This window comes from Streptomyces sp. NPDC051051, assembly GCF_040682975.1.
Taxonomy (GTDB): domain Bacteria; phylum Actinomycetota; class Actinomycetes; order Streptomycetales; family Streptomycetaceae; genus Streptomyces.
The window spans coordinates 58,722-77,419 of the sequence record NZ_JBFBCB010000031.1 but is presented as its reverse complement, the minus strand read 5'-3'; the positions used below and the strand labels follow the sequence as shown (position 1 = coordinate 77,419).

Below are 18,698 nucleotides of genomic sequence, written 5' to 3'. Positions count from 1 at the left end.
ACTGGAGGAAATTCCCGCATGCTCCACCGGGTCTTACACCCAAGCTGTACAACTTGGTTGGCGAGGGTGGGTAGGCTGACACCATGGACGACGACCAGCTGGCCGAAGAACTGCGCCTGACCGTCGGACGACTCGTCCGCACCGTGCGCACTGCCGACAAGATGCCCCCCGGCGAGGCTGCCGTCCTCGGCTACTTGGACCGCAACGGCCCGCTGACCACGGCCGATGTCGCACAACAGCGGGGCGTCAGCCACCAGTCGGCCGCCAAGGCCGTGAAGGAACTCCTCGGTCAGGGCCTCGTGCACACCGAGGCTCACCCCAGTGACGGGCGCAAGTTCCTGCTCCACATCACACCGGCAGGAAGCGACCGTCTGGCCGAGGAGCGCCGAAGGCGCGCAGACTGGCTCGGCACCGCGATCACCGAAGCCCTCAGCCCCGACGAGCGGGAAACGCTCGCTGCCGCGGTGCCGCTGCTGGCGCGCCTGGACGCGCACCTGAAGGCCAGGTAGACCGAATCGTCGGAACCCCGGTGCATCGCATGCGGCGTTCAGCCGCGCGGGAATGGACCGGGGTTCCTCACGCGGTGGCTACCTGAGCGCCACGGCATCGCCGGCCGACACGACCCGGGCGGTCGTGGTCGTGCCGGGGAAGTACCAGCGCCAGCTGCCCGCAGAAGTGACGGTCACCTTGGTGCTGAGCTGTCCGGAGCCACCCGTCTTCACGGTCTTGACCGTGCTGTAGTGGGCGGCGCCGGCCTTCCGGTACTGGAGCTTCACGTCCTGTCCGGCGAACCCCTGGTACTTCAGGGTCTCCCAGTTCGCCCGCGACAGCTTGCCGGTGATCGTGAGCTTCGCGCCCTTGGCGACCGGCTCGGGGGTCGCGTCCGTCGTCAGCTTCGAGGCCCGCTTCACCTTGTACGCGGCGATGGAATCGGAGATCCAGTAGTCCCCGTCGTTCGCCTCGACGGTGGCGTTCACCGTCCAGAGCCCGGCGATCCTGTTGGAGTCGATGTCGTCACTGGCCGCGATCCAGGTCGGATCCACCATCATGGTCGCCGTGCACACCGACGTCGTCGAGGACTTCTTCTTGCACGTCGTCCCCATCCAGCTGGAGAAACCGTAGAGGTTGGAACGGTTGAACGTGCTGACGCGGGTGAGGCCCTTCACCCCCGAGTTGTCCCTGACGGTGATGGCGATCGGAAAAGTCACCCTCTGCGCCGTGCCCACCGTGACGTCGGCCCCGCCGTTGACGACGGTCGACACCACGCGGACGTCACCGCGTCCCTCGGCATGGGCTCCCGTCGCCGTCGACAACACGAGGGCCACCGACCCGCACGCCGTCGCCACCCAGCCGCTTCTTCGCCTTCTTCGCCCGACACGTGTTCTGTCGTACATGGCCCTCCCCTGGTAAGTCGACCGTGAAGCCGATCAACGCTCCCGCAGGCTACACAAGGGTTCCGCCAACACACCTCACCTTGTGCCCAGTTCGCGGGCAGCCCACCGGAGACCGCGACGGTCTGTGCGGACCTCGACTCCTGGGCGCGGTGGGCGCCTCCTCGGAACAGGGCGACCTCGGACGAGCAGCGGAAGTCGTCGTTCAGGCGGTGATGGGGATGACGGCGAGGGGGCCGGTGGTGGGCTGCCGGGAGCCGCCGGCGGGTTCGATCGTGATGCCGACGGCCACAGCACCGGCCGGCGGGCCCCGCAGAACACGGGAGGCCGGCTCCGCGGTGCCCGGCAGGAGGCCGGCGGGACGCAGGTCGCCCGCCTCGGCGGCGTACCAGAGTTCGTAGACCTTGTCTCCCGTCAGCGCTGGAAGGTCCTGGGCGGCGAAGACCGCCCGGGCCTCGGAGCGGGACACGACGACGGCTGCCGCGCCCCCGCCGGTCAGCGTTCGGGAGTGGAGGGTGGCGTCGGGCGCGGTCACGACCTCGGTGAGCGCTCGGCCGGCCGTGTCCGCGCGGGCGGCCCGGTCGCGGGCGTCGTCGGCTCGGGAGTACTGCCATGCGGCGACGCCGCCGAAAAGGGCAGCCGCGGCGATGCTCACGGCCAGCGCGAAGGGCACGGCCCGGTGCCCGGCCCGGTGCCCGGCTCGGCGTCCGGCTTCCGGCGGACGACGGGGCCGGTCCTGGGCGATCCGGCTGATGGCGTCAAGGGTGCGGGCACGCACGTGCGGCGGCACGGAGGCGGTCTCCGCGTCGGCGAGGCGCGTGATGATCTCCAGGTGTGCGGTCATCTCCGCGCGGCAGTCCGCGCAGCCGGCGAGATGCTCCTCGAACGCGGCTTCCTCGGCCAGGGGCAGGGCGTGCAGGACGTAGGCGCCGACGGCGCGGTGCAGGTCCTCCCCGGATGTCATGTACCGGCCTCCAGGCAGGCGCGCAGCTGCCGCAGTCCCGCGCGCATGCGTGACTTCACCGTGCCCTCGGGGGTGGACAGCGCGTCGGCCACCTCGAGGTAGGTCAGGCCCTGGTAGAAGGCGAGCACGAGAGGAACCCGCTGCAGGCGCGTCAGTGCGGCCAGACACCGGTAGATGCGCCGCTGCTCGTCACGCTCCTGCACGGTTTCCGCGACCTGGTCGAAGGCTCGTTCCGTCAGGAGCTGTCCGGCGCGCCGCTCGCGTTCGGAGCCGGCGTGGGCGGCACGTACCCGGTCCACCGCACGGCGATGCGCGAGGGTGAGCACCCACGCCTTGGCCGTCCCGCGTCCGGGGTCGTAGCGGCCCGCGGTGCGCCAGACCTCGACCATGACCTCCTGGGTCACCTCCTCCGCCTGGGCGGCGTCCCGCAGGATCCGGAGGACCAGTCCCAGGACCGTGGCGGAGAAGGCGTCATAGACACCGGCGAACGCGTCCTCGTCGCCACCGGCGACACGGGTCAGCAGGTCCTCCGCTCGCGCGCCCGGCTCGGTTCCGTGCAGCAAACCCTGCTCTCCTTGCGCTTCGTGCTCTCGGCTGCCGTGTCCCGCCGTCCACCCGGTCCGACTCTGGCACCGGTCGGCACAGGCTGCAGTGCGGCGGTGGCACGAGAGTGAGACCGTGAGGGGAAAAGGCGGGAGGGTGCGGGAGCTGATTCGGCGCGCCCGGCCCGGGGCGTCGTGGTCACGGTTCCCGCTCGCTCACGCCGTGCACGGTGCCGGGCACCGGTTCGAAGACCTCGAGCACGGCACTTCACCCTGTGTGACGACGCGGCCACCCTGGCGGCGGGGACGGCGTGACAGCGCCGCCACCCCGTCACGGACACGGTTGTTCCCCGCGGCTTCGAAATTTCTGCCCCGTCTCCTCATCCGTCGTGCCGACGGCTTCGAATCCCTCATGTCCGGCACGGCGAGGCGAAAGGCAGCGCTCCTCCCGGCGACCCGGCCGCGCCACCTGCGTGACCGGCCGGCCCGGCAGGGCGGATCCTCGGCGTGCTCGTCCCGCGACCTGTCGAAGGAGACATGTCGATGACCGCATCCATACGAGTCCGCCGCCTGGTGGCCGGAGCCGCCGCCACGGGACTGCTGGCCGGAGGCGCCGCGCTCGGCACGTCCGGCACCGCCGCCGCGGCCCCCGCGCCCACGTCCGCCGTCACCACGCTCACCGCGGACCACCACGACAAGTGCGAGTGGAAGCAGGGCCACTGGGAGAAGACGTGGGTCAAGGGCCACTGGGAGAAGAAGCAGGTTCATCACAAGACCTGGCAGAAGGGCCACCACGACAAGCACGGCACCTGGCACGAGGGCCACTGGAAGCACCACTACTCCTACAAGTGGGTCTACGTCCCCGGCCACTGGGACCACCACTGGGTCAAGGGGCACTGGGACTGCACGCACCACTGAGGTGAACGCCCGCGTGGGGGCCGGGTCGCGCCACGACCCGGCCCCCACGCATGTCCGGTCGAACAGCGACCCCTTCGCTCCTGACCTTGACCTTGACACGGTGACAAGGCCTTCACTGCGTGCCGAGGAGGTGGTTCCGATGACCACGACGAGACAGGACGCGGATGGGGCAGGAGCACTTCGGGGCCTGGAGGACGGCCGTTCGTCCGTGCGGCTGCGGGCGGCTCTGGCGGTCGGTACGGCGCCGGATCCGCGCTTCGTCGGCAAGCTGCTGGAACGGTGCGCGATCGAGCCCGAGTTCTTCGTCCGCGACATGCTGACCTGGGCGCTCACCCGCCACCCGGTGTCCGTGACGCTTCCCGGGCTGCTCCGCGAGGTCCGCTCGGAGCGTGCCCAGGCACGGAGCCAGGCGCTGCACACGCTCTCCAAGATCGGGGACCGGCAGGCGTGGCCGGCGATCACCGGTGCGCTCCTGTCCGACGCCGAAGACGAGGTGGCGCGGAGCGCCTGGCGGGCAGCGGTCGTACTCGTACCGCAAGGTGAGGAGTCCGGGTTGGCCGCGTCGCTGGTGACGCAGCTCGGGCGCGGCGACCGGGAGACGCAACTGAGCCTGAGCCGGGCGCTGGTGGAGCTGGGTGACGTCGTCCTGCCGGCTCTGCGCGCCGCGATGACGGCCCCTGATCCGCGGATGCGCGCGCACGCGCTCGCCACCGAACGGCTGCTGCGCGACCCGGACGCCGGATTCGCGTACGCGGTCGAGGAGGCGAAGCGTGTCGTGGCCCTCGGCGGGTCGGGGCCGGAGGGACGATAGGAGGTGTTGATCGGTGAGGTGGCGCGACGGTCCGGGGTCAGTGCCCGCATGCTCAGGCATTACGAGTCGCTCGGCCTGATCCGGCCGTCGGGCCGTACGGGTTCGGGCTATCGGGAGTACTCCGGTGAGGACATCCGGCGGATCTTCCACATCGAGAGCCTGCGTTCGCTGGGGCTGCCGCTGCGGGAGATCGGGCGCGCGCTCGACGATCCCGGTTTCACGCCCTCGGCGCTCGTCGGCAACCTCATCCGTCAGACGCGCCAACGCATCGCAGCCGAGACCGAGTTGCTCACGCGGCTCCGCCGGATCGACGCCGTGGAACCCGCCGGCTGGGAGGACGTCCTCCAAGCCGTTGCCTTTCTGCAGGCGTTGGGGTCGCAGAGCGCCAACACACGTCAACGCGCGGCCCTTTCGTCGGTCGACGAGGTCCCGGTGCCGGTGGAGGCCCTGGTCGAGGCGGCTCTGAGCGAGACCGAGCCGAACGTCGCCGGAGCCCTCCGCTGGGCGCTGGCGCGATCGGGTGACGGAGCCGGCGCCACCGCACTGCTGGCGGACGGCCTCGGATCACCGGTGGCCGCGGTGCGGGAACGCGCCGTTCGGTGCCTCGCCGAGATGACCGGTGGGGAGGCTGCCGCCCGGCTGCGGGAGGCCCTCGCGCACCCCGATGTCGTGGTCCGCGGCCACGCGGCTCTGGCCCTCGGGACACGTGGCGTGACCGATGCGGTTCCGACGCTCGTCGACATGATCGTGCGGGGAAGGAACGACACCGACGCGGCCGACGCGCTCAGCGTGCTGGCGGCGGGCGACCCCGCGACGACGGAGCGGATCGCCACCGGACTCGTCGACCGCCTCGCCCACACCTCAACCGACGCGCGCGTACGGCTGACCCAGGCGCTGGCGGACATCCCGGGGGCCACAGCGGCACGTGCGCTCGTGGAGCTGTCGCAGGACGGGGACAACGCCGTCGCGCTGACCGCGGCCTACCTTCTGCGCCTGCGCGAAACGCGGTGACGGGGTCCCCTCGGACCACCGTGTGCGCCGCCCGCGGCACGAAGGGCCCCGGGCGAAACGACGGGGCACCGCCTTCCGCACCGGGCGGCCGGGGGCTAGTGTGTGGGTACGGCGAGTGCCCCGCGAGGAGTTTCGACATGGTCGGTTTCCCGAGCGCGCGTTGACGTTGGAGGCCGTGACCGGCCCGTCATCGCGTGCTGCCTTTGATGTTGCGGCACAGCGAGCCTTCCCCTTCCCGAACCGCCGGTGCGCCTTCGTGTGCCCGGTGGCGGGACTCGTCGTCGGCAACACAAGGGATTCGCGTGCCGTCCGTCACCTCCGCCGTATCCGATTCCGGTCGGCCTGCTCCGTCAAGCCTGTGGCGGGACGCCGACTTCCGCAGACTCTGGTGGAGCCAGACGGCCTCTCAACTCGGCGAGCACGCCAGTCTGGTGGTTCTGCCGCTCTTCGCCGTCCTGACGCTCCACGCCGGTGCCGGCCAGCTGGGTCTCCTCCGTGCGGTGGGGCAGGCGCCGATCCTGCTGCTCTCGCTCTTCGTCGGGGCGTGGGTGGACGGGTGGCGGACCCGCACGACGATGGTGCTCACCGACGTCGGCCGGGCCCTGGCCCTGGGCGCCATCGCCGTGGCCGGCGTCCTCGGCCGGCTCGGCATGCCCGCGCTGCTCGCGGCCGTCCTCGCTCTCGGCACCCTGTCCGTGTTCTTCGACGTGGCCTACCAGTCCTCTCTCGTACGGCTCGTGGGACGCGATCAGTTGGTCCGGGGCAACAGCGCGCTCGAGGGCAGCAGGTCCGCTGCCCAGATCGGCGGCCCCGCCCTCGGCGGTGTGCTGGTCTCCCTGCTGTCGGCGCCGGTCGCCGCGGCCTGCGGCGCACTGTTCTTCACGCTGTCGTTCCTGTCGGTCCGACGCATCCGTCGGACCGAGTCGATTCCGGAACGCCCGGAACGTCCTCCCCGGGTCTGGCTGCGCATTCGTGAGGGCCTGCGTTTCGTCGTCGGCGACACCTCGCTGCGCACCGTGTGCCTGGCCTCGGCCGCCTTCCAGTTCTGCTTCGCGGCGACGATGACCGTCTACCTGCTCTTCCTGCCCAGGGAACTGCACCTGTCGGGGACCGTCATGGGGCTCGCGCTCGCCGCGGCGGGACCGGGTGCGCTCCTGGGCTCGCTGCTGGCCGCCCGCCTGCCGCACCGGTTCGGTCATGGTGCGGTGCTCGTGACCGCGGCGGCACTCGGCGACGGCGCGTTCCTGTGCGTGCCCGCGCTGCACGGCCCCTCCGCGGTGACGGTTGCCGTGCTCCTCGCGGTCGGCTTCGTGTTCGGGGCCGGGGGCCAGTTGGTGAACGTCACGGTGATGGCTGTCCGGCAGGCCGTCACTCCGGACGGGATGCAGGGCCGCGCGGCGGCCACGATCACGTTCGCCGGCATGGGGCTGACCCCGCTCGGCTCCCTCCTCGGCGGATTCCTCGCGGAGGAGTGGGGATTGCGCACCGGTCTCCTGGTGGCGGCGGGCATGCTGCTGTCTCCCGTGCTGATGGCCCTGTCCCCGCTCGTACGCCTGGGACGGGCGCTTCCGACCCCGCGGGACACAACCTCTGCGCCGAGGAGGCGGGACCGGCCCAGTTCCTGCTGAACCGGGTCGCGGCCACCCGAGTGGCTGCGGCGAGGAACCCACACACCGTCCACGGACGCGAGCCGCGCCGCGGGTGCGTCGGATCGTTTCGAACAGGGCTGCCGCTGTCCGAGAGGTCGTCCCGACCGGGTCCTCCGCCCCCGGCCGGCTGACCTGGTACCTCGGTCTGCAAGAAGTCGGCCCCGGGGAAAGCCCAGCTGATCAAGCAGTGAGCTGAAGAGGTCCTCTGCGAAGGTTTCGTGTGAGCGAAGCAGCTCTTCGACACCGGACACCCGTGCCGGGAGCGGGATGCCGACGGCTGCGGCCCAGGCGACGGCGCCCTCGGCGTCGGTGGGAACCTCCGCGTCGAGCTCCGGATGCTTATGCCTGACGGCGTCGTGGAACTCCGGCGTGTCCAGCCACAAGAGCTGATCATCGAGATCCTCGGGCTCTTCGACCAGCAGTCCGGCAGCGACATCCAGGTTCAGCCATGCCTGCCGGGAGGCGACGCGGCTGCGGCAGGTCGGACGGGCTCTCGCGGAGCATCGGGAGGCGCGGTTCGCCGCCGGGGTCAGCGGTCGGGCGAAGGTCGTCGCCTCGGTGCTGTGCCGCACGGCGGAGGAACTCTTCGCCCGCCTGGCCGACCGCGTGGGCGCGATCCCCGGTGTACGGGCGGTGGAGGCCGTGCCCACCCTCCGGCAGGTCAAGACCCTCACCCACCCCCGTCACCGGTCGCCGGGCGGCATGGTGTCGAAGGGGTCGGTGACGTCCTCCTTCCGGGCGACGCACAGGGCCCAGATGACGAAGCCCGACATCGCGATCATGACGATCGACCACACCGGGTAGTACGGCAGGGACAGGAAGTTGGCGATGACGACGAGTCCGGCGATGGCGACGCCGGCGACTCGCGCCCATGTCGCCGCCTGGAACAGGCCGGCGCTGACGATGACGGCGACCGCTCCCAGGACGAGATGGATCCAGCCCCAGCCGGTGAGGTCGAACTCGAAGACGTAGTTTCGTGTGGTGAGGAAGACGTCGTCCTCGGCGATCGCCATGATGCCGCGGAAGACGTCGAGGATGCCCACGAGTGCGAGCATGACGGCGGCGAAGACCATCAGCCCCGCGGCCCACTCGTACTTCGCCGTGTGTGCGCGGGGAGTGTGTGTGGCGGTCATGTCTGCCTCGTTTCCCTGGCCGTGCTCAGTGACGGGATGCGGCGCCGCGATCGCGGGGAGCCGACGCGCCGTGTTCGCTCAGGACGAGTTCCTTGGCCCGCTGGAACTCCTCGTCGGAGATGTCGCCGCGGGCGCGGATCTCCGACAGCCGGTTGAGTTCGTCGGCCCGGCTGGGGCCGCCCGCGGTCTCACGGACGTAGGCGTCGAAGGCTTCCTGTTGCTTGCGGGCGTGCGTGATCTCCCGGTGTCCCATGGTCTTGCCACGGGCGATGACGTAGACGAACACGCCGAGGAAGGGCAGGACGATGACGAACACGAGCCACCCGGTCTTGCCCCATCCGCTCAGGGTGTCGTCGCGGAAGATGTCGCCGATGATCCGGAAGAGCAGGATGAACCACATGATCCACAGGAAGAACCACAGCATGGTCCAGAACATGCTCAGCAGCGGATAGTCGTAGGCGAGGTAGGTCTGTGTGCCCATTTTCGGTGCTCCGTTCCGGGCGGGATGCCCGACTGCCGGTTCCCGCTGTCCTCAGCGTGCGCACGCCGGACGCGAAGGGCCTCACCCGGGACGGGTGAGCTCGTCCCCGGCCGCGTGTTCACCGGCCGCCGTCCGGTCGGCGGGGGGACGACGGTGGTGCGGTGCCAGGCGGAGGCCGCGATCCACTGTCCGAGGGCCAGTCCCGCGACGGCCACCGGGAAGACGGCGATCGGCCAGGACGGCCATGACCACCGGGACCGGGCCGAGGACCGGGGCCGTGGGGTGAGGGGCCGTGGGGTGAGGGGCCTCATGCCGCCGCGTGGGGTCGGCCGGGGACACGGCTCATGGCCTGTGCAGTGCGGTCCGCCAGGCGAAGGCGACGCCCAGCTCGACCAGACCGAGCAGGAGCAGCCACAGCCCGAGGAGCCGCGTGAGGGCGAGGACCGACTCGGTGGGCAGGGCCAGCACGACGATGCCGGCGACGATGCCGAGGGCCCCGGCACCGAACATGAAGGCGCGGTGGGGCAGGCCCCTGGCCGCGAGGGCCGTGTAGACGGTCAGCATGCCGGTGACGAGCCAGCTGATCCCGACGATCAGCGAGAGCGCGGTGATCGTCTGCAGGGGATGTCGCAGGCACAGCACCCCGGCCAGCACGTACAGCACCGCGACGAGCAGCCCGGACAGCCGTTCGCCGGGCTCGCGCCGGGCGAAGACGGAGACGAACCGGAACACGCCGGTCACCAGCAGGTACAACCCGATGATCACCGCCAGCACGTGCAGGGTGGCGTCCGGCCAGGCCAGCGCCAGCACGCCCGGCACGAGGGTCGCCACCGCCGACCCCAGCAGCCAGGTCCACGAGCCGCCGAGCTGCGCCAGCAGGTCGGCGGGGTCTTCCGCGCGGTCCGGAACCGTCCCGCCGACAGGAGGTCGCGCTCCGGTCGGCGGCACCGCACCATGCGATTCGGTCATGGTTCCTCCTCGTGACACCGTCCCGCCGTCGGCCGGACCGCCGAACGGGACGGTGTGGGGTGCCACACCGGGCCACCGTCCCGCGCACCTCCGGGGTGCCGGATCGCCCCCGGCGGGTGACCGCGGCCGCGGTCCGCCCGGTCCGCGTCACCGCGGGAGAATTCCGACGGCGCCGGGCGGTCCCCTTGCGGATCGCGACGTCAGCGGGCCCCGGCGGGTCACTCCGGCAGTCGCCGCAGCTCCACCACGTGCAGCCCCAGCGACTGGAAGCGGGCCAACAGGCCGTACAGGTGCGCCTCGTCCACGAGAGGCCCGTACAGCACCGTCTGGCCGGATATCACCACGTGCTCCAGCTCGGGAAAAGCGCTGGTCAGCGTCTCAGACATGTGCCCGTCGACGCGGATCTCGTACTGCATGGGGTGCTCTCCCGCAGGTGACGTCCACCAGGCCAACCGCATCCAGCGCTCCGATGCTCCGCCCTCGTGCGCCTGCCGGCCTCACCCTGCGCAGGTGACCTGCCGCGCCACGAGCCGGCATCAGTGGGTCAGTGGGTCAGGGCCAGTTTGAAGGAGACGATCAGCAGGCCGAGCGCCAGGTTGACCGCGGCGGTGCCCGCCACCTGACGCCAGGCCGCTCCGGCCCGGCGGGCGGCGGCCATCGACCAGCCCACCTGACCGGCCACGGCGACGGCGAGCGCCAGCCACAGGGCGCCCGACATGTCCAGAGCCAGCAGCGGGCTGACCGCCACCGCGACGGCGGGCGGGACGGCGGCCTTGACGATCGGCCACTCGTCCCGGCACACGTGCAGCACGACCCGGCGGTCCAGGCGTTGCTGCGCCAGACGCGCGCCGAACAGCTGGGCGTGCACGTGCGCGACCCAGAACACCAGTCCCGTGAGCAGCAACAGCAGCACCAGTTCGAGGCGCGGGAACGAACCCATGGTGCCGGCACCGATCACGACCGAGGCCGCGAGCATCGATCCGTAGACGCCGCCGGTGTAGTCGGCGTCCGCCCGGTGTTCAGCCGCCCGGGTCGCGGCGTGCCCGGCCCGGGACATCACGACCTCCGTCGCGGGTCCGGGCGCCGCCCCGGCCGCGTCGTCGGCGGCGCCGGTCCGCCTCCGTCCCGGACGGCGCCGCCTGCGGGCAGGTGCCGGGTGACCAGGAAGTTCGCCAGGGTGAGGCCCCCGGTCGCCAGGACGGCCGCCTTCAGGCCGCCGAACCAGGCCGAGGCGTGGGAACCGATGCTGATGGAGACGTTCGTCACGGAGGTGTCCGGCACCATCAGGAACCGGGCCGTCCCCAGGACGGTCGGAGCATGCCAATGTCTCACGGTGTCCACCTCACCGAGTCGGCCCGGCACCGGAACCGGCACCCGGACGGCAAGCACGCCGCCGCTGCCATCGCACCCCGGACACCCGACGGGCGCCTCACCCGCCACGGGTGAGGGCGGCACGGCCGCCGCCCGGCCCGGCCTCGGGACCCGGAGCACTGCCGGGCGGCCACCTCACCGGGGTGCGGTCACAGCAGCCGCAGCTCGCGCGCCCGCCGCACGGCGTCGCCGCGCCGGCTCACCGACAGCTTCCGGTAGGCGCTCTTGAGGTGGGTCTTCACCGTGTTCACCGACACGAACAGATCGGCGGCGATGTCCTCGGTCGACATCATCTGGGCGAGCCGCCGCAGCACGTCACGCTCACGTCCGCTCAGCTGCTCCACCAGCACCGGTGCCGGCTCCGTCGCGGAGGGGCTCGGATCGCCGTCCGGTGCGCGTCCTGGCACGAGCCAGCCCGCGGCCAGTCCCCGCAGGGGTGCCGTGGCCAGGAGGGGCCCGATCCAGGGTCCGGCTTCCAGGAACGGCCTTCGCAGCTTCTCGCGCCGGGCTTCCACGAGCGTCCGGGCGACCAGCCGGCGGGCGGTGGCGACATCGCCCACCATGTGCGCGGCCTGTGCCCGCACCAGTGTGGCGCGGACGGTCACCGCCGGGCCGGCGGACCCGCGGGCCAGGACGGCGTCGAGGAGGTGCAGGGCCGCGCGCCGGTCACCTGCGGCGAGGCGGGCCCGCGCGGCGCCCACGGCGCACGCCGGCTGCTCGTCGGCCACCGGCTCCAGCGCCTCGGCGGCCGCGTCCGGGCGGCCCTCGGCCAGATGGACGGCCGACGCGATCAGGGCGGCGTGGCTCCTCGCCCAGGGCGAGGCCACCTCGGTGGACAGGGCCGGGTCCGCGGCCGCCAGGGCGGCGTGCGTCCGGCCCCGGGCCAGGAACAGACGAGCCGCCGCGACGGACCGGACCGCGCCGGCCACCGGGTCCCGCGCCACCGGGTCGGACAGTTGGTCGAGCAGGGCCCGGGCCTGGCCCAGGTCGTCGCGGTCGACGGCCACCGCGGCCAGGACCAGCCGTCCGAGTTCCGGGCCGGCCGGCTGGGGCAGGCCGAACCGCTCCGACTCGGTCGTCGCCGCGACGACCTTGCGTTCCGCCCTGCCGGGCCACCCGTCGAGGTAGTCGATGAGCGCGAGGTGCTCCAGGGACTCCTTGCGCGGGAGCGCCGTGGCGGCGCCGCCGGGACTGCGGGCCGCCGTGGTGAGGGCAGCCCGTGCCTCCGTGAAACGCCCGGCCCACAGCCGCGTCGAGCCCAGGTGGGTCAGCAGCAGCGCGGAGAGTTCCGGGTGCCGGTCCAGCAGGTGGGAGGGGATCTCCCGCAGCAGTTCCCGGGCCGCTTCCGCGGCCTGCTCGGCCCGGTCCGGGCAGCCCGCCAGCCGGGCCGCCAGCGCCTCCAGCAGGGCGCAGCTCAGCCGGGCCGCCGTCGGCTCGCACGCGTCGGCGGCCAGCTGCTCCTCGGCGTGCCGGAGGTGGACCAGCCCCCGATCGAGGTCGTACCGGGACAGATCACGGGCCGCGCGGACGAGGTCCGTCGCGGGGCTCGTCGCCTCGGGTTCCCCGTCGGCGAACGGTTCGGCCAGGTCGTCGGCGCGCAGGCCGGTGAAGATCTGCCCGATCGCCAGATCGTCGACGAGGGCACGGGAGGTGAACTCCCGGTCCCCCGCGGCGGCGCCGTGGGCGAGCATCTCCGCGAGAGAACCCGAGTGCCGCAGCCACCGTGCGGCCCGTCGGTGCAGTTCGGGCTCCAGGCCGGGGGAACGCTCCCGCAGATGGGCCCGGAGAATCTCCCGGAACAGCGGATGCAGGCGGTACCACCCGTGCCCGAGGTGCTCGACGAACGCGTTCTCGCGATGGAGTCCGGCGAGGATGGGCTCGGCATCGCCGCGCTCGGTCAGGGCGTTCACCAGGTCGGCGCAGAAGCGGTCCAGGACGCTGACGCGCAGCAGGAGGTCCTGCGTCTGGGACGTCTGCCGCTTGAGCACCTCGGCCAGCAGGAAGTCGGCGATCGTACTGTGCCCCGTCTCGAACTCCTTCAGGTAGAGCTCCGGGTCCGGGCTCTGCTGCGCGGCCAGGGCGCACAGCCGGAGGCCGGCCGCCCATCCCCCGGTACGGTCCACCAGCGTCCCCGCCGCCTCGACGGACAGGTCCAGCCCGTGCAGTTCCAGCAGCGCGACCGTCTCCTCGGGGGTGAAGGCCAGTTCGGCGCCGCGGATCTCGGTCATCTCCCCGGCCGCCCGGTAGCGGTGCAGCGGGAGCAGCGGCTCGGTGCGGGTGACCAGGATCAGACGCAGTACCGGCCCGGCGTGGTGCAGGACGAAATCCAGCTGCTGCGAGATCTCCGGGGCGGTCACCCGGTCGTACTCGTCGAGCACCACGACCACGGGGCGGTCGCGGCTGCCGAGCTCCGCGGCGAGCCGGGTCGGCAATGTGTGGTTCACCCGGTTCGCGTCGGCGGGAGAACCGATCTCGACGGGCAGCGGCACACCGGCGGTGCGCAGTGCCTGGAGCAGGTGTGCCCAGAACACCCCCGGCCCCCGGACCACCCGGTCCAGGGTGAGCCAGGCGACCGGCTGCGACAGCTGTGCGGCCCACTCCGCCACCAACAGGGTCTTGCCGGCGCCGGCGGATCCGTTGACCATCGTCAGCGGTGTCGCCGATGCCTGGTCCAGGTGCCTGACCAGCCGCTCGCGGCGCAGGAACGTGCCGGGTCTCTCGGGCGGGACGAAACGCGTCCGCAGAAACGGATCTCCTAACGGATCGACGCACGAAACAACAGCTTCGCGCGGGGTTTCCTCGCTCACCACCACGACGCTCACCATCCCGTCCCAGCAGGTCACGGGTTCGTGCTCACGCCACCAGCATCCCCGTTCTCCCGCCGCTCCGCGCGTCGTACCGGGTTCGAGGGCCCGCAGACCGTACCCGGAGGGCCCCGCCGCGCGGGGCTCGCGGGCGGACCGGCACCGCGCTCGAACGCACAGCGGCGCCGGCTCCCGCGCGATGCGGAAGCCGGCGCCACCCGGCCGGCGGCCGGGTGTCCCGTCCGGATCGGGCTGGATCAGGCAGACCCCGCGAGCCCGGCCCGATCCGGACGAGCGGCCCTACGGATTGACGCAGCCGATCGAGCCGACCGGGAAGTTGTTGCCGGTCGATGTCGCGGTGAACCCGAAGGTGACGCTGCCGTCCGGCGGGAGGGTCCGGTTGTAGTCGAGGTTTCCGACCGTGACCGTGCCGTCGGGTCCGTTGCTCAGCGCGCCGTTCCAGACACTGCTGATCTTGGTGCCCGCGCCGGGCGTCCACTTCACGGCCCAGCCGTCGCGCGCCGCCGTGCCGTGGTTCATGACCTCGACCGAGCCCTGGAAGCCGCCGCTCCAGGAGTTGGTGACGCTGTACACGGCCATGCACCCGGTGTGCGGGTCGGACGGCGTCGGAGTGGGAGTGGGAGTCGGGGTCGGGGTGGGAGTGGGAGTCGGGGTCGGCGTGGGAGTGGGAGTCGGGGTCGGCGTGGGGGTCGGGGTGCTGCCCGAGCCCCGGATGCCGGTCACCTCGCCGTTGCCGCCGTCGAAGACGATGTCCGAGCAGGAGAAGAAGTTCTCCTGGCTGTCCGAGCGCACCCACTGGATGAACATCACCGCGTCACCGGAGCGGCCCGAGGGCAGGTTCAGGTCCCAGTAGTAGTGGCCGCCGTCGGTGCCCGGCGAGCCCGTCTGCGGCGGGTCGGTGACCGTCTGGATCAGGTCCAGGTCGTCCCAGCCCAGTTCGGTGGTGGGCGAGTAGCCGGGCTTGGACAGGTACACCCGGAAGGACCCCGGGTGCGCGGCCCAGTTGCTGTGCTTGACCTGGATCGTCCTCCCGGAGGTGAGGTGCGTGCGGGGCCAGTCGGCGCGGGCGGCGTTGTAGCCGGTGAAGTTGTACGGCGACCGGTCGCCGGCGCTGCACAGCTTCCCGTCGGGGACGTAACCGGGGCCGCGGCCACCGGCGTTGGAGTCGAGTACGGCGAACCAGTTGTACAGCGCGGTCGCGCCGCTCTCGTTGAACGCGGCCCGGCAGGCCGGGTTGGTCGGGTCCAGGGAACCGGTGCTGGTCCTGGCGTCCAGGTAGCAGAGGTAGGTCCTCGATCCGGGGGTCATCGTGACGCCGTGCGCCTGCGCGTCGCCCTGGCCCAGCAGGGCCAGACCGAGTCCGCCGAGCAGCGTCGCCAGCACCGCGGCCGCCAGCGGGACGAGTCGGTTGTTGCGTCGAGCCATGGTGTCTCCTGTGCCTGTGTGGGGGTCGTCTTCCGGTCGCGCTTGCCTCCTTCGCGGTTCACCGTCCGGTGGTGGAGCCCCCGCCCGTCCGGGGAGGAAGCCGCCGGACGGGCGGGGGGATCTTGGGTGGCCGTACGGGGATCAGGCGGGCGGTGTGCCCGGACCGGCACGGTGCCGACGTGGGCGGGCACGGCCGGGGCGTCGGCGGGCCGGACGCGGACGGGTGGCGCCGGATCCGGTCGGACGGTTCATCGTGCCCTCCTCGGAAGTACGTGGGAGTCGTACGTCAGGAACCGGTGCACCGGGTCGCGGGCGTGCCCGTGGGGCCGTCGGCGGCGAAGCCGAACGAGGTGGTGGCGCCGGGTGACAGCGCGCCGTTCGGCGTGGGCCTTTCCGGGTGCGGCCGGAGGGGCGAAGGAGCGGCGCCGGTCGTCCCGGGGCCCGCCCCGGCTCGGCACGGGGAGGTGGGGGCGGGTTCCGCGGGCGGGCACGGCCGGGCGTCGGATCGCGACAGCGGGCGGCAGGTGGGGGTCAGTTCACGCACAGGCGGTGCCGTTGAGGCTGAACCCGGCCGGCTGGGCGAACGAGCCGCTGTAGGTGCCCTGGAAGCCGAAGGTCTGTCCGGCGCCGGGCGCGATCCGCGCGTTGTGCGCGAGGGCGGTCGCCGTCACCGCCCCCGTGGACGGGGTGACGGTGGCGTTCCAGGCGTTGGTGATCCGCTGCCCGGGAGGCAGGGTGAAGGCCAGTTTCCAGGGGTCGACCGGAGCCGAACCGGTGTTGGTGACGGTGACGTCGGCGGTGAAGCCACCGGTCCAGACGTTCGTCGCGTACGTCACCTTGCAGGCCGTCGCCGGGTCACCGGGGTTTCCGGGGTCGCCGGGGGTACCGAGGTTCACGGCGGAGGAGAAGGAGTTCACCGCGAGCCCGGCACCGTTCTGCCACGGCTCGAACCCGGCCTGAACGCTCGTCAGGTACCAGTTGTTCTGGGCCATTCCGCGGCGGACGGTCTCCCGCACGAAGTCCATGACGTCGAAGCTCCAGCTTGCGATCGCCGACGGGGCGACGAAGGAGATCACGTCGTTGGACCCGTTGCTGCCCGTCCACACCTGCCAGGTGCGTCCGCCCACGGTGGCGGTGCCCACCTGGGCACCGATCGGCTGGATCGGGCCGACCTTGTTGAGCCAGATCATGATCTCGGTCTTGTTCACCCCGTCGGTCCTGGGCGTGGGGTCCAGCCAGATGTCGTACGACGCGTTGTACACGGCGTCGCCGACATAGCCGTACGAGATGCTGCTGGGGGCGGCGGCGATGCCGCTGAGCTGCGCCGGGAGGTTGGTCCCGGGCGAACAGTTGGTGTAGTGGCAGCCGTTGAAGACCGACGGGTACGACTTCGGGGCGCCGCCGGTGGGCACGGATCCGTCGGCCTGGGTCAGCCGGAAGCCGGTGTCGGTGGCGGTGACGCACTGGGTGGCACTGGTGCCCCAGCGGTTGTTCTGGACCACGTAGCGGCCCTGGATCGTGGTCGAGCCGAACTGCTCGCAGACCAGGGTGTCCGCCTGCGCCGCCGGCGCGACGGCCAGGAGGGCCGCGACGGTGGCGAGAGCGGTGAGCAGCGCGCCGAGCAGGCCGCGCGCGGTTCCGGGACGGTGCGGTGACGGTCGCATGTGGGGCCTCTCTGGGAGGGACAACCGGATGGAGCGCACAGGACATCGGGGGCGCGCCCGGCCCGCCATGACTGGGAGCGCTCCCATCCACTGGTTCGGGTGGGAGATTAGGAGTCGCCCGCGTCCTTGACAACCCTCAGGAACCGAATGCGTCGAACAGATTTCGAAGCCACAGGTCAGCAACGGGCAAAGATGTGGACGGCCAACGCCTGTCATATGCCGGGCGGTTGGGAGCGCTCCCGAAAGTTTCGCCGCCGTGGCCCGCGAGCGGCTTCGGCCCGTGGGCGCGGACCCGTGGCTCCGCGGCCCGTGCACGCCGGTCGCCGGTCGCCGGTCGCCGGTCCCTTCAGCGCACCCGTGGCGGACTCACGCCGACTCGCGCGTCACCAGCCGCGTCCGCAGGATCACATGGCGCCAGGCCACTTCCGGCTGCTCGATCTCCTCCAGCAGCAGCCGCACCATCGTCCGCCCGATCTCCTCCAGCGGCTGGCGGACGGTCGTCAGAGGTGGATCCGTCTGCTCGGCCAGCTCGAAGTCGTCGAAGCCGATCACCGCCACGTCCTGCGGCACCCGGCGCCCCGCCGCACGCAGGGCGTCCAGCGCCCCGGCCGCCATGGCGTCCGACGCGGCGAAGACGGCGTCGACCTCCGGGTGCCGCTCGATGAGCCGGGCCATCGCCCGGCGCCCGCTGGCCTCGGTGAAGTCGCCCTGGGCCACCAGGGCCGGCCCGTCGTCGAGCCCGGCCTCGGCCAGTGCCTCCCGGTAACCGCGCAGCCGGCACCGGGCGACGTACATGTCGGGCGGGCCGGTGATGGCCGCGACGGCCCTCCGGCCGCCGGCCACCAGGTGGCGGACCGCCGTACGCGCCCCGCCGACGTTGTCCGCGTCCACGTACGTCATCCGCTCGTCGCCCGAGCGCCGGCCCAGCAGCACCGTGGGCAGCCCGGCGTCGGCGAGCATGTCCGGCAGCCGGTCCTCGGCCGGCACGGACATCAGCAGCACCCCGTCGACCCGGCCGCCGCGCGCGTACTCCACGAACCGCTTCCGGTCGGCGTCCGTGCGGACCAGGGTGAGCAGCAGCTGCACCGCCGTACCGGACAGGGCGTCCCCGACCGCCCGCACGACCTCGGAGAAGAACGGCTCCCCGAACAACCGCCAGTCCGTGTTCGTCATCACCAGCGCGACGGCGTCCGCGCGCCGCCCGGCCAGTGAACGCGCCGCCAGGTTGGGCACGTAGCCCAGTTCGTCGATGGCGCGCCGCACGGCACGGCGCGTGGACTCCTTGACGCCCGCCGCGTTGTTGATGACCCGGGAGACCGTGCCCCGGCCCACTCCGGCCAGGGCGGCCACCTCTTCCAGCGTCGGCGTGCCCGAACTCCGTCTGACCACAATCCCACCCCCAAGGGCACCCGATCCTACGGCCCGACGCGCGCCTCGACCGAATGTCCCGGCGGTGCGTCAGGAGCATCTTCCCTCGGCGCAGTTGTCCCTGTGCGGTGTGGCTCCAGGCCTCCGTGGTGGGCGCCGGGCCCTTCCCTGACCGG

The 18,698-nt window shown here is 72.2% G+C and carries 17 protein-coding genes and 2 pseudogenes; 6 read left to right on the top strand and 13 right to left on the bottom strand.

Annotation, left to right across the window (positions count from 1 at the left end; all coding sequences use genetic code 11):
* The first annotated feature begins 83 nt into the window (after window positions 1-83).
* A complete protein-coding gene (locus AB0N31_RS23220) occupies window positions 84-509 on the top strand; it encodes a helix-turn-helix domain-containing protein (RefSeq protein WP_366060300.1) in 426 nt (141 codons plus the stop codon).
* A 78-nt stretch (window positions 510-587) separates the two neighbouring features.
* Here the strand turns inward: AB0N31_RS23220 and AB0N31_RS23215 are convergent, their stop codons facing one another.
* From AB0N31_RS23215 to sigK, 3 genes are all read right to left on the bottom strand, one after another.
* The gene (locus AB0N31_RS23215; RefSeq protein ID WP_366060299.1) at window positions 588-1,394 is read right to left on the bottom strand and encodes a hypothetical protein; all 807 of its coding nucleotides are present in this window, start codon (window positions 1,392-1,394) and stop codon (window positions 588-590) included.
* 202 nt (window positions 1,395-1,596) lie between these two features.
* Window positions 1,597-2,355 carry an anti-sigma factor gene (locus AB0N31_RS23210; protein ID WP_366060298.1) on the bottom strand — a complete coding sequence of 253 codons (759 nt, stop codon included), beginning with the start codon at window positions 2,353-2,355 and terminating at the stop codon, window positions 1,597-1,599.
* Window positions 2,352-2,918: an ECF RNA polymerase sigma factor SigK gene (sigK, locus tag AB0N31_RS23205; protein WP_366060297.1), complete on the bottom strand. Its 567-nt coding sequence runs from the start codon at window positions 2,916-2,918 to the stop codon at window positions 2,352-2,354. The genes AB0N31_RS23210 and sigK overlap by 4 nt, the downstream gene beginning before the upstream one ends.
* Window positions 2,919-3,440: 522 nt before the next feature.
* On the opposite strand from sigK, the gene AB0N31_RS23200 reads away from it, so the two are divergent.
* The 5 genes and pseudogenes from AB0N31_RS23200 to AB0N31_RS23180 all read left to right on the top strand — a co-directional run.
* Window positions 3,441-3,815, top strand: coding sequence for a hypothetical protein (locus tag AB0N31_RS23200; RefSeq protein ID WP_366060296.1), 375 nt, complete (start codon window positions 3,441-3,443; stop codon window positions 3,813-3,815).
* A gap of 139 nt (window positions 3,816-3,954) precedes the next feature.
* The gene (locus AB0N31_RS23195) at window positions 3,955-4,626 is read left to right on the top strand and encodes a HEAT repeat domain-containing protein (protein ID WP_366060295.1); all 672 of its coding nucleotides are present in this window, start codon (window positions 3,955-3,957) and stop codon (window positions 4,624-4,626) included.
* Window positions 4,627-4,629: 3 nt separating this feature from the next.
* Complete coding sequence (locus tag AB0N31_RS23190; protein WP_366060294.1) at window positions 4,630-5,637, top strand: HEAT repeat domain-containing protein; 1,008 nt, start codon at window positions 4,630-4,632, stop codon at window positions 5,635-5,637.
* A gap of 302 nt (window positions 5,638-5,939) precedes the next feature.
* A complete protein-coding gene (locus AB0N31_RS23185) occupies window positions 5,940-7,265 on the top strand; it encodes an MFS transporter (protein ID WP_366060293.1) in 1,326 nt (441 codons plus the stop codon).
* A 492-nt stretch (window positions 7,266-7,757) separates the two neighbouring features.
* Window positions 7,758-7,931, top strand: a pseudogene (locus tag AB0N31_RS23180) (Lrp/AsnC ligand binding domain-containing protein); the annotation flags it as partial.
* Window positions 7,932-7,969: 38 nt separating this feature from the next.
* Here the strand turns inward: AB0N31_RS23180 and AB0N31_RS23175 are convergent.
* The 10 genes and pseudogenes from AB0N31_RS23175 to AB0N31_RS23130 form a co-directional block, all read right to left on the bottom strand.
* Complete coding sequence (locus AB0N31_RS23175; RefSeq protein WP_366060292.1) at window positions 7,970-8,419, bottom strand: hypothetical protein; 450 nt, start codon at window positions 8,417-8,419, stop codon at window positions 7,970-7,972.
* A 25-nt stretch (window positions 8,420-8,444) separates the two neighbouring features.
* Window positions 8,445-8,900, bottom strand: a complete 456-nt coding sequence (locus tag AB0N31_RS23170) for an SHOCT domain-containing protein (protein WP_366060291.1) — start codon at window positions 8,898-8,900, stop codon at window positions 8,445-8,447.
* Between the two features lie 342 nt (window positions 8,901-9,242).
* Window positions 9,243-9,869: a DUF308 domain-containing protein gene (locus AB0N31_RS23165; RefSeq protein ID WP_366060290.1), complete on the bottom strand. Its 627-nt coding sequence runs from the start codon at window positions 9,867-9,869 to the stop codon at window positions 9,243-9,245.
* 218 nt (window positions 9,870-10,087) lie between these two features.
* Window positions 10,088-10,285, bottom strand: a complete 198-nt coding sequence (locus AB0N31_RS23160; protein ID WP_366060289.1) for a hypothetical protein — start codon at window positions 10,283-10,285, stop codon at window positions 10,088-10,090.
* A 128-nt stretch (window positions 10,286-10,413) separates the two neighbouring features.
* Window positions 10,414-10,926 carry a hypothetical protein gene (locus tag AB0N31_RS23155; protein WP_366060288.1) on the bottom strand — a complete coding sequence of 171 codons (513 nt, stop codon included), beginning with the start codon at window positions 10,924-10,926 and terminating at the stop codon, window positions 10,414-10,416.
* Window positions 10,926-11,108: pseudogene (locus AB0N31_RS23150) on the bottom strand (MFS transporter); the annotation flags it as partial. The gene AB0N31_RS23155 and the pseudogene AB0N31_RS23150, both read right to left, overlap by 1 nt.
* 281 nt (window positions 11,109-11,389) lie before the next feature.
* The gene (locus tag AB0N31_RS23145) at window positions 11,390-14,065 is read right to left on the bottom strand and encodes a LuxR C-terminal-related transcriptional regulator (RefSeq protein ID WP_366060312.1); all 2,676 of its coding nucleotides are present in this window, start codon (window positions 14,063-14,065) and stop codon (window positions 11,390-11,392) included.
* Window positions 14,066-14,344: 279 nt separating this feature from the next.
* Window positions 14,345-15,490, bottom strand: coding sequence for a lytic polysaccharide monooxygenase (locus tag AB0N31_RS23140; RefSeq protein WP_366060287.1), 1,146 nt, complete (start codon window positions 15,488-15,490; stop codon window positions 14,345-14,347).
* 536 nt (window positions 15,491-16,026) lie between these two features.
* Window positions 16,027-17,154: a cellulose binding domain-containing protein gene (locus tag AB0N31_RS23135; RefSeq protein ID WP_366060286.1), complete on the bottom strand. Its 1,128-nt coding sequence runs from the start codon at window positions 17,152-17,154 to the stop codon at window positions 16,027-16,029.
* Window positions 17,155-17,520: 366 nt separating this feature from the next.
* Complete coding sequence (locus tag AB0N31_RS23130; RefSeq protein ID WP_366060285.1) at window positions 17,521-18,543, bottom strand: LacI family DNA-binding transcriptional regulator; 1,023 nt, start codon at window positions 18,541-18,543, stop codon at window positions 17,521-17,523.
* Window positions 18,544-18,698 lie beyond the last annotated feature (155 nt).

Excerpts from the sequence above, each read along its gene's own strand:
- AB0N31_RS23220 (WP_366060300.1), top strand. The coding sequence starts at position 84 with ATGGACGACGACCAGCTGGCCGAAGAACTGCGCCTGACCGTCGGACGA.
- AB0N31_RS23215 (WP_366060299.1), bottom strand. The coding sequence starts at position 1,394 with ATGTACGACAGAACACGTGTCGGGCGAAGAAGGCGAAGAAGCGGCTGG.
- AB0N31_RS23210 (WP_366060298.1), bottom strand. The coding sequence starts at position 2,355 with ATGACATCCGGGGAGGACCTGCACCGCGCCGTCGGCGCCTACGTCCTG.
- AB0N31_RS23200 (WP_366060296.1), top strand. The coding sequence starts at position 3,441 with ATGACCGCATCCATACGAGTCCGCCGCCTGGTGGCCGGAGCCGCCGCC.
- AB0N31_RS23195 (WP_366060295.1), top strand. The coding sequence starts at position 3,955 with ATGACCACGACGAGACAGGACGCGGATGGGGCAGGAGCACTTCGGGGC.
- AB0N31_RS23175 (WP_366060292.1), bottom strand. The coding sequence starts at position 8,419 with ATGACCGCCACACACACTCCCCGCGCACACACGGCGAAGTACGAGTGG.
- AB0N31_RS23170 (WP_366060291.1), bottom strand. The coding sequence starts at position 8,900 with ATGGGCACACAGACCTACCTCGCCTACGACTATCCGCTGCTGAGCATG.
- AB0N31_RS23165 (WP_366060290.1), bottom strand. The coding sequence starts at position 9,869 with ATGACCGAATCGCATGGTGCGGTGCCGCCGACCGGAGCGCGACCTCCT.
- AB0N31_RS23160 (WP_366060289.1), bottom strand. The coding sequence starts at position 10,285 with ATGCAGTACGAGATCCGCGTCGACGGGCACATGTCTGAGACGCTGACC.
- AB0N31_RS23155 (WP_366060288.1), bottom strand. The coding sequence starts at position 10,926 with ATGTCCCGGGCCGGGCACGCCGCGACCCGGGCGGCTGAACACCGGGCG.
- AB0N31_RS23145 (WP_366060312.1), bottom strand. The coding sequence starts at position 14,065 with ATGGTGAGCGTCGTGGTGGTGAGCGAGGAAACCCCGCGCGAAGCTGTT.
- AB0N31_RS23140 (WP_366060287.1), bottom strand. The coding sequence starts at position 15,490 with ATGGCTCGACGCAACAACCGACTCGTCCCGCTGGCGGCCGCGGTGCTG.
- AB0N31_RS23135 (WP_366060286.1), bottom strand. The coding sequence starts at position 17,154 with ATGCGACCGTCACCGCACCGTCCCGGAACCGCGCGCGGCCTGCTCGGC.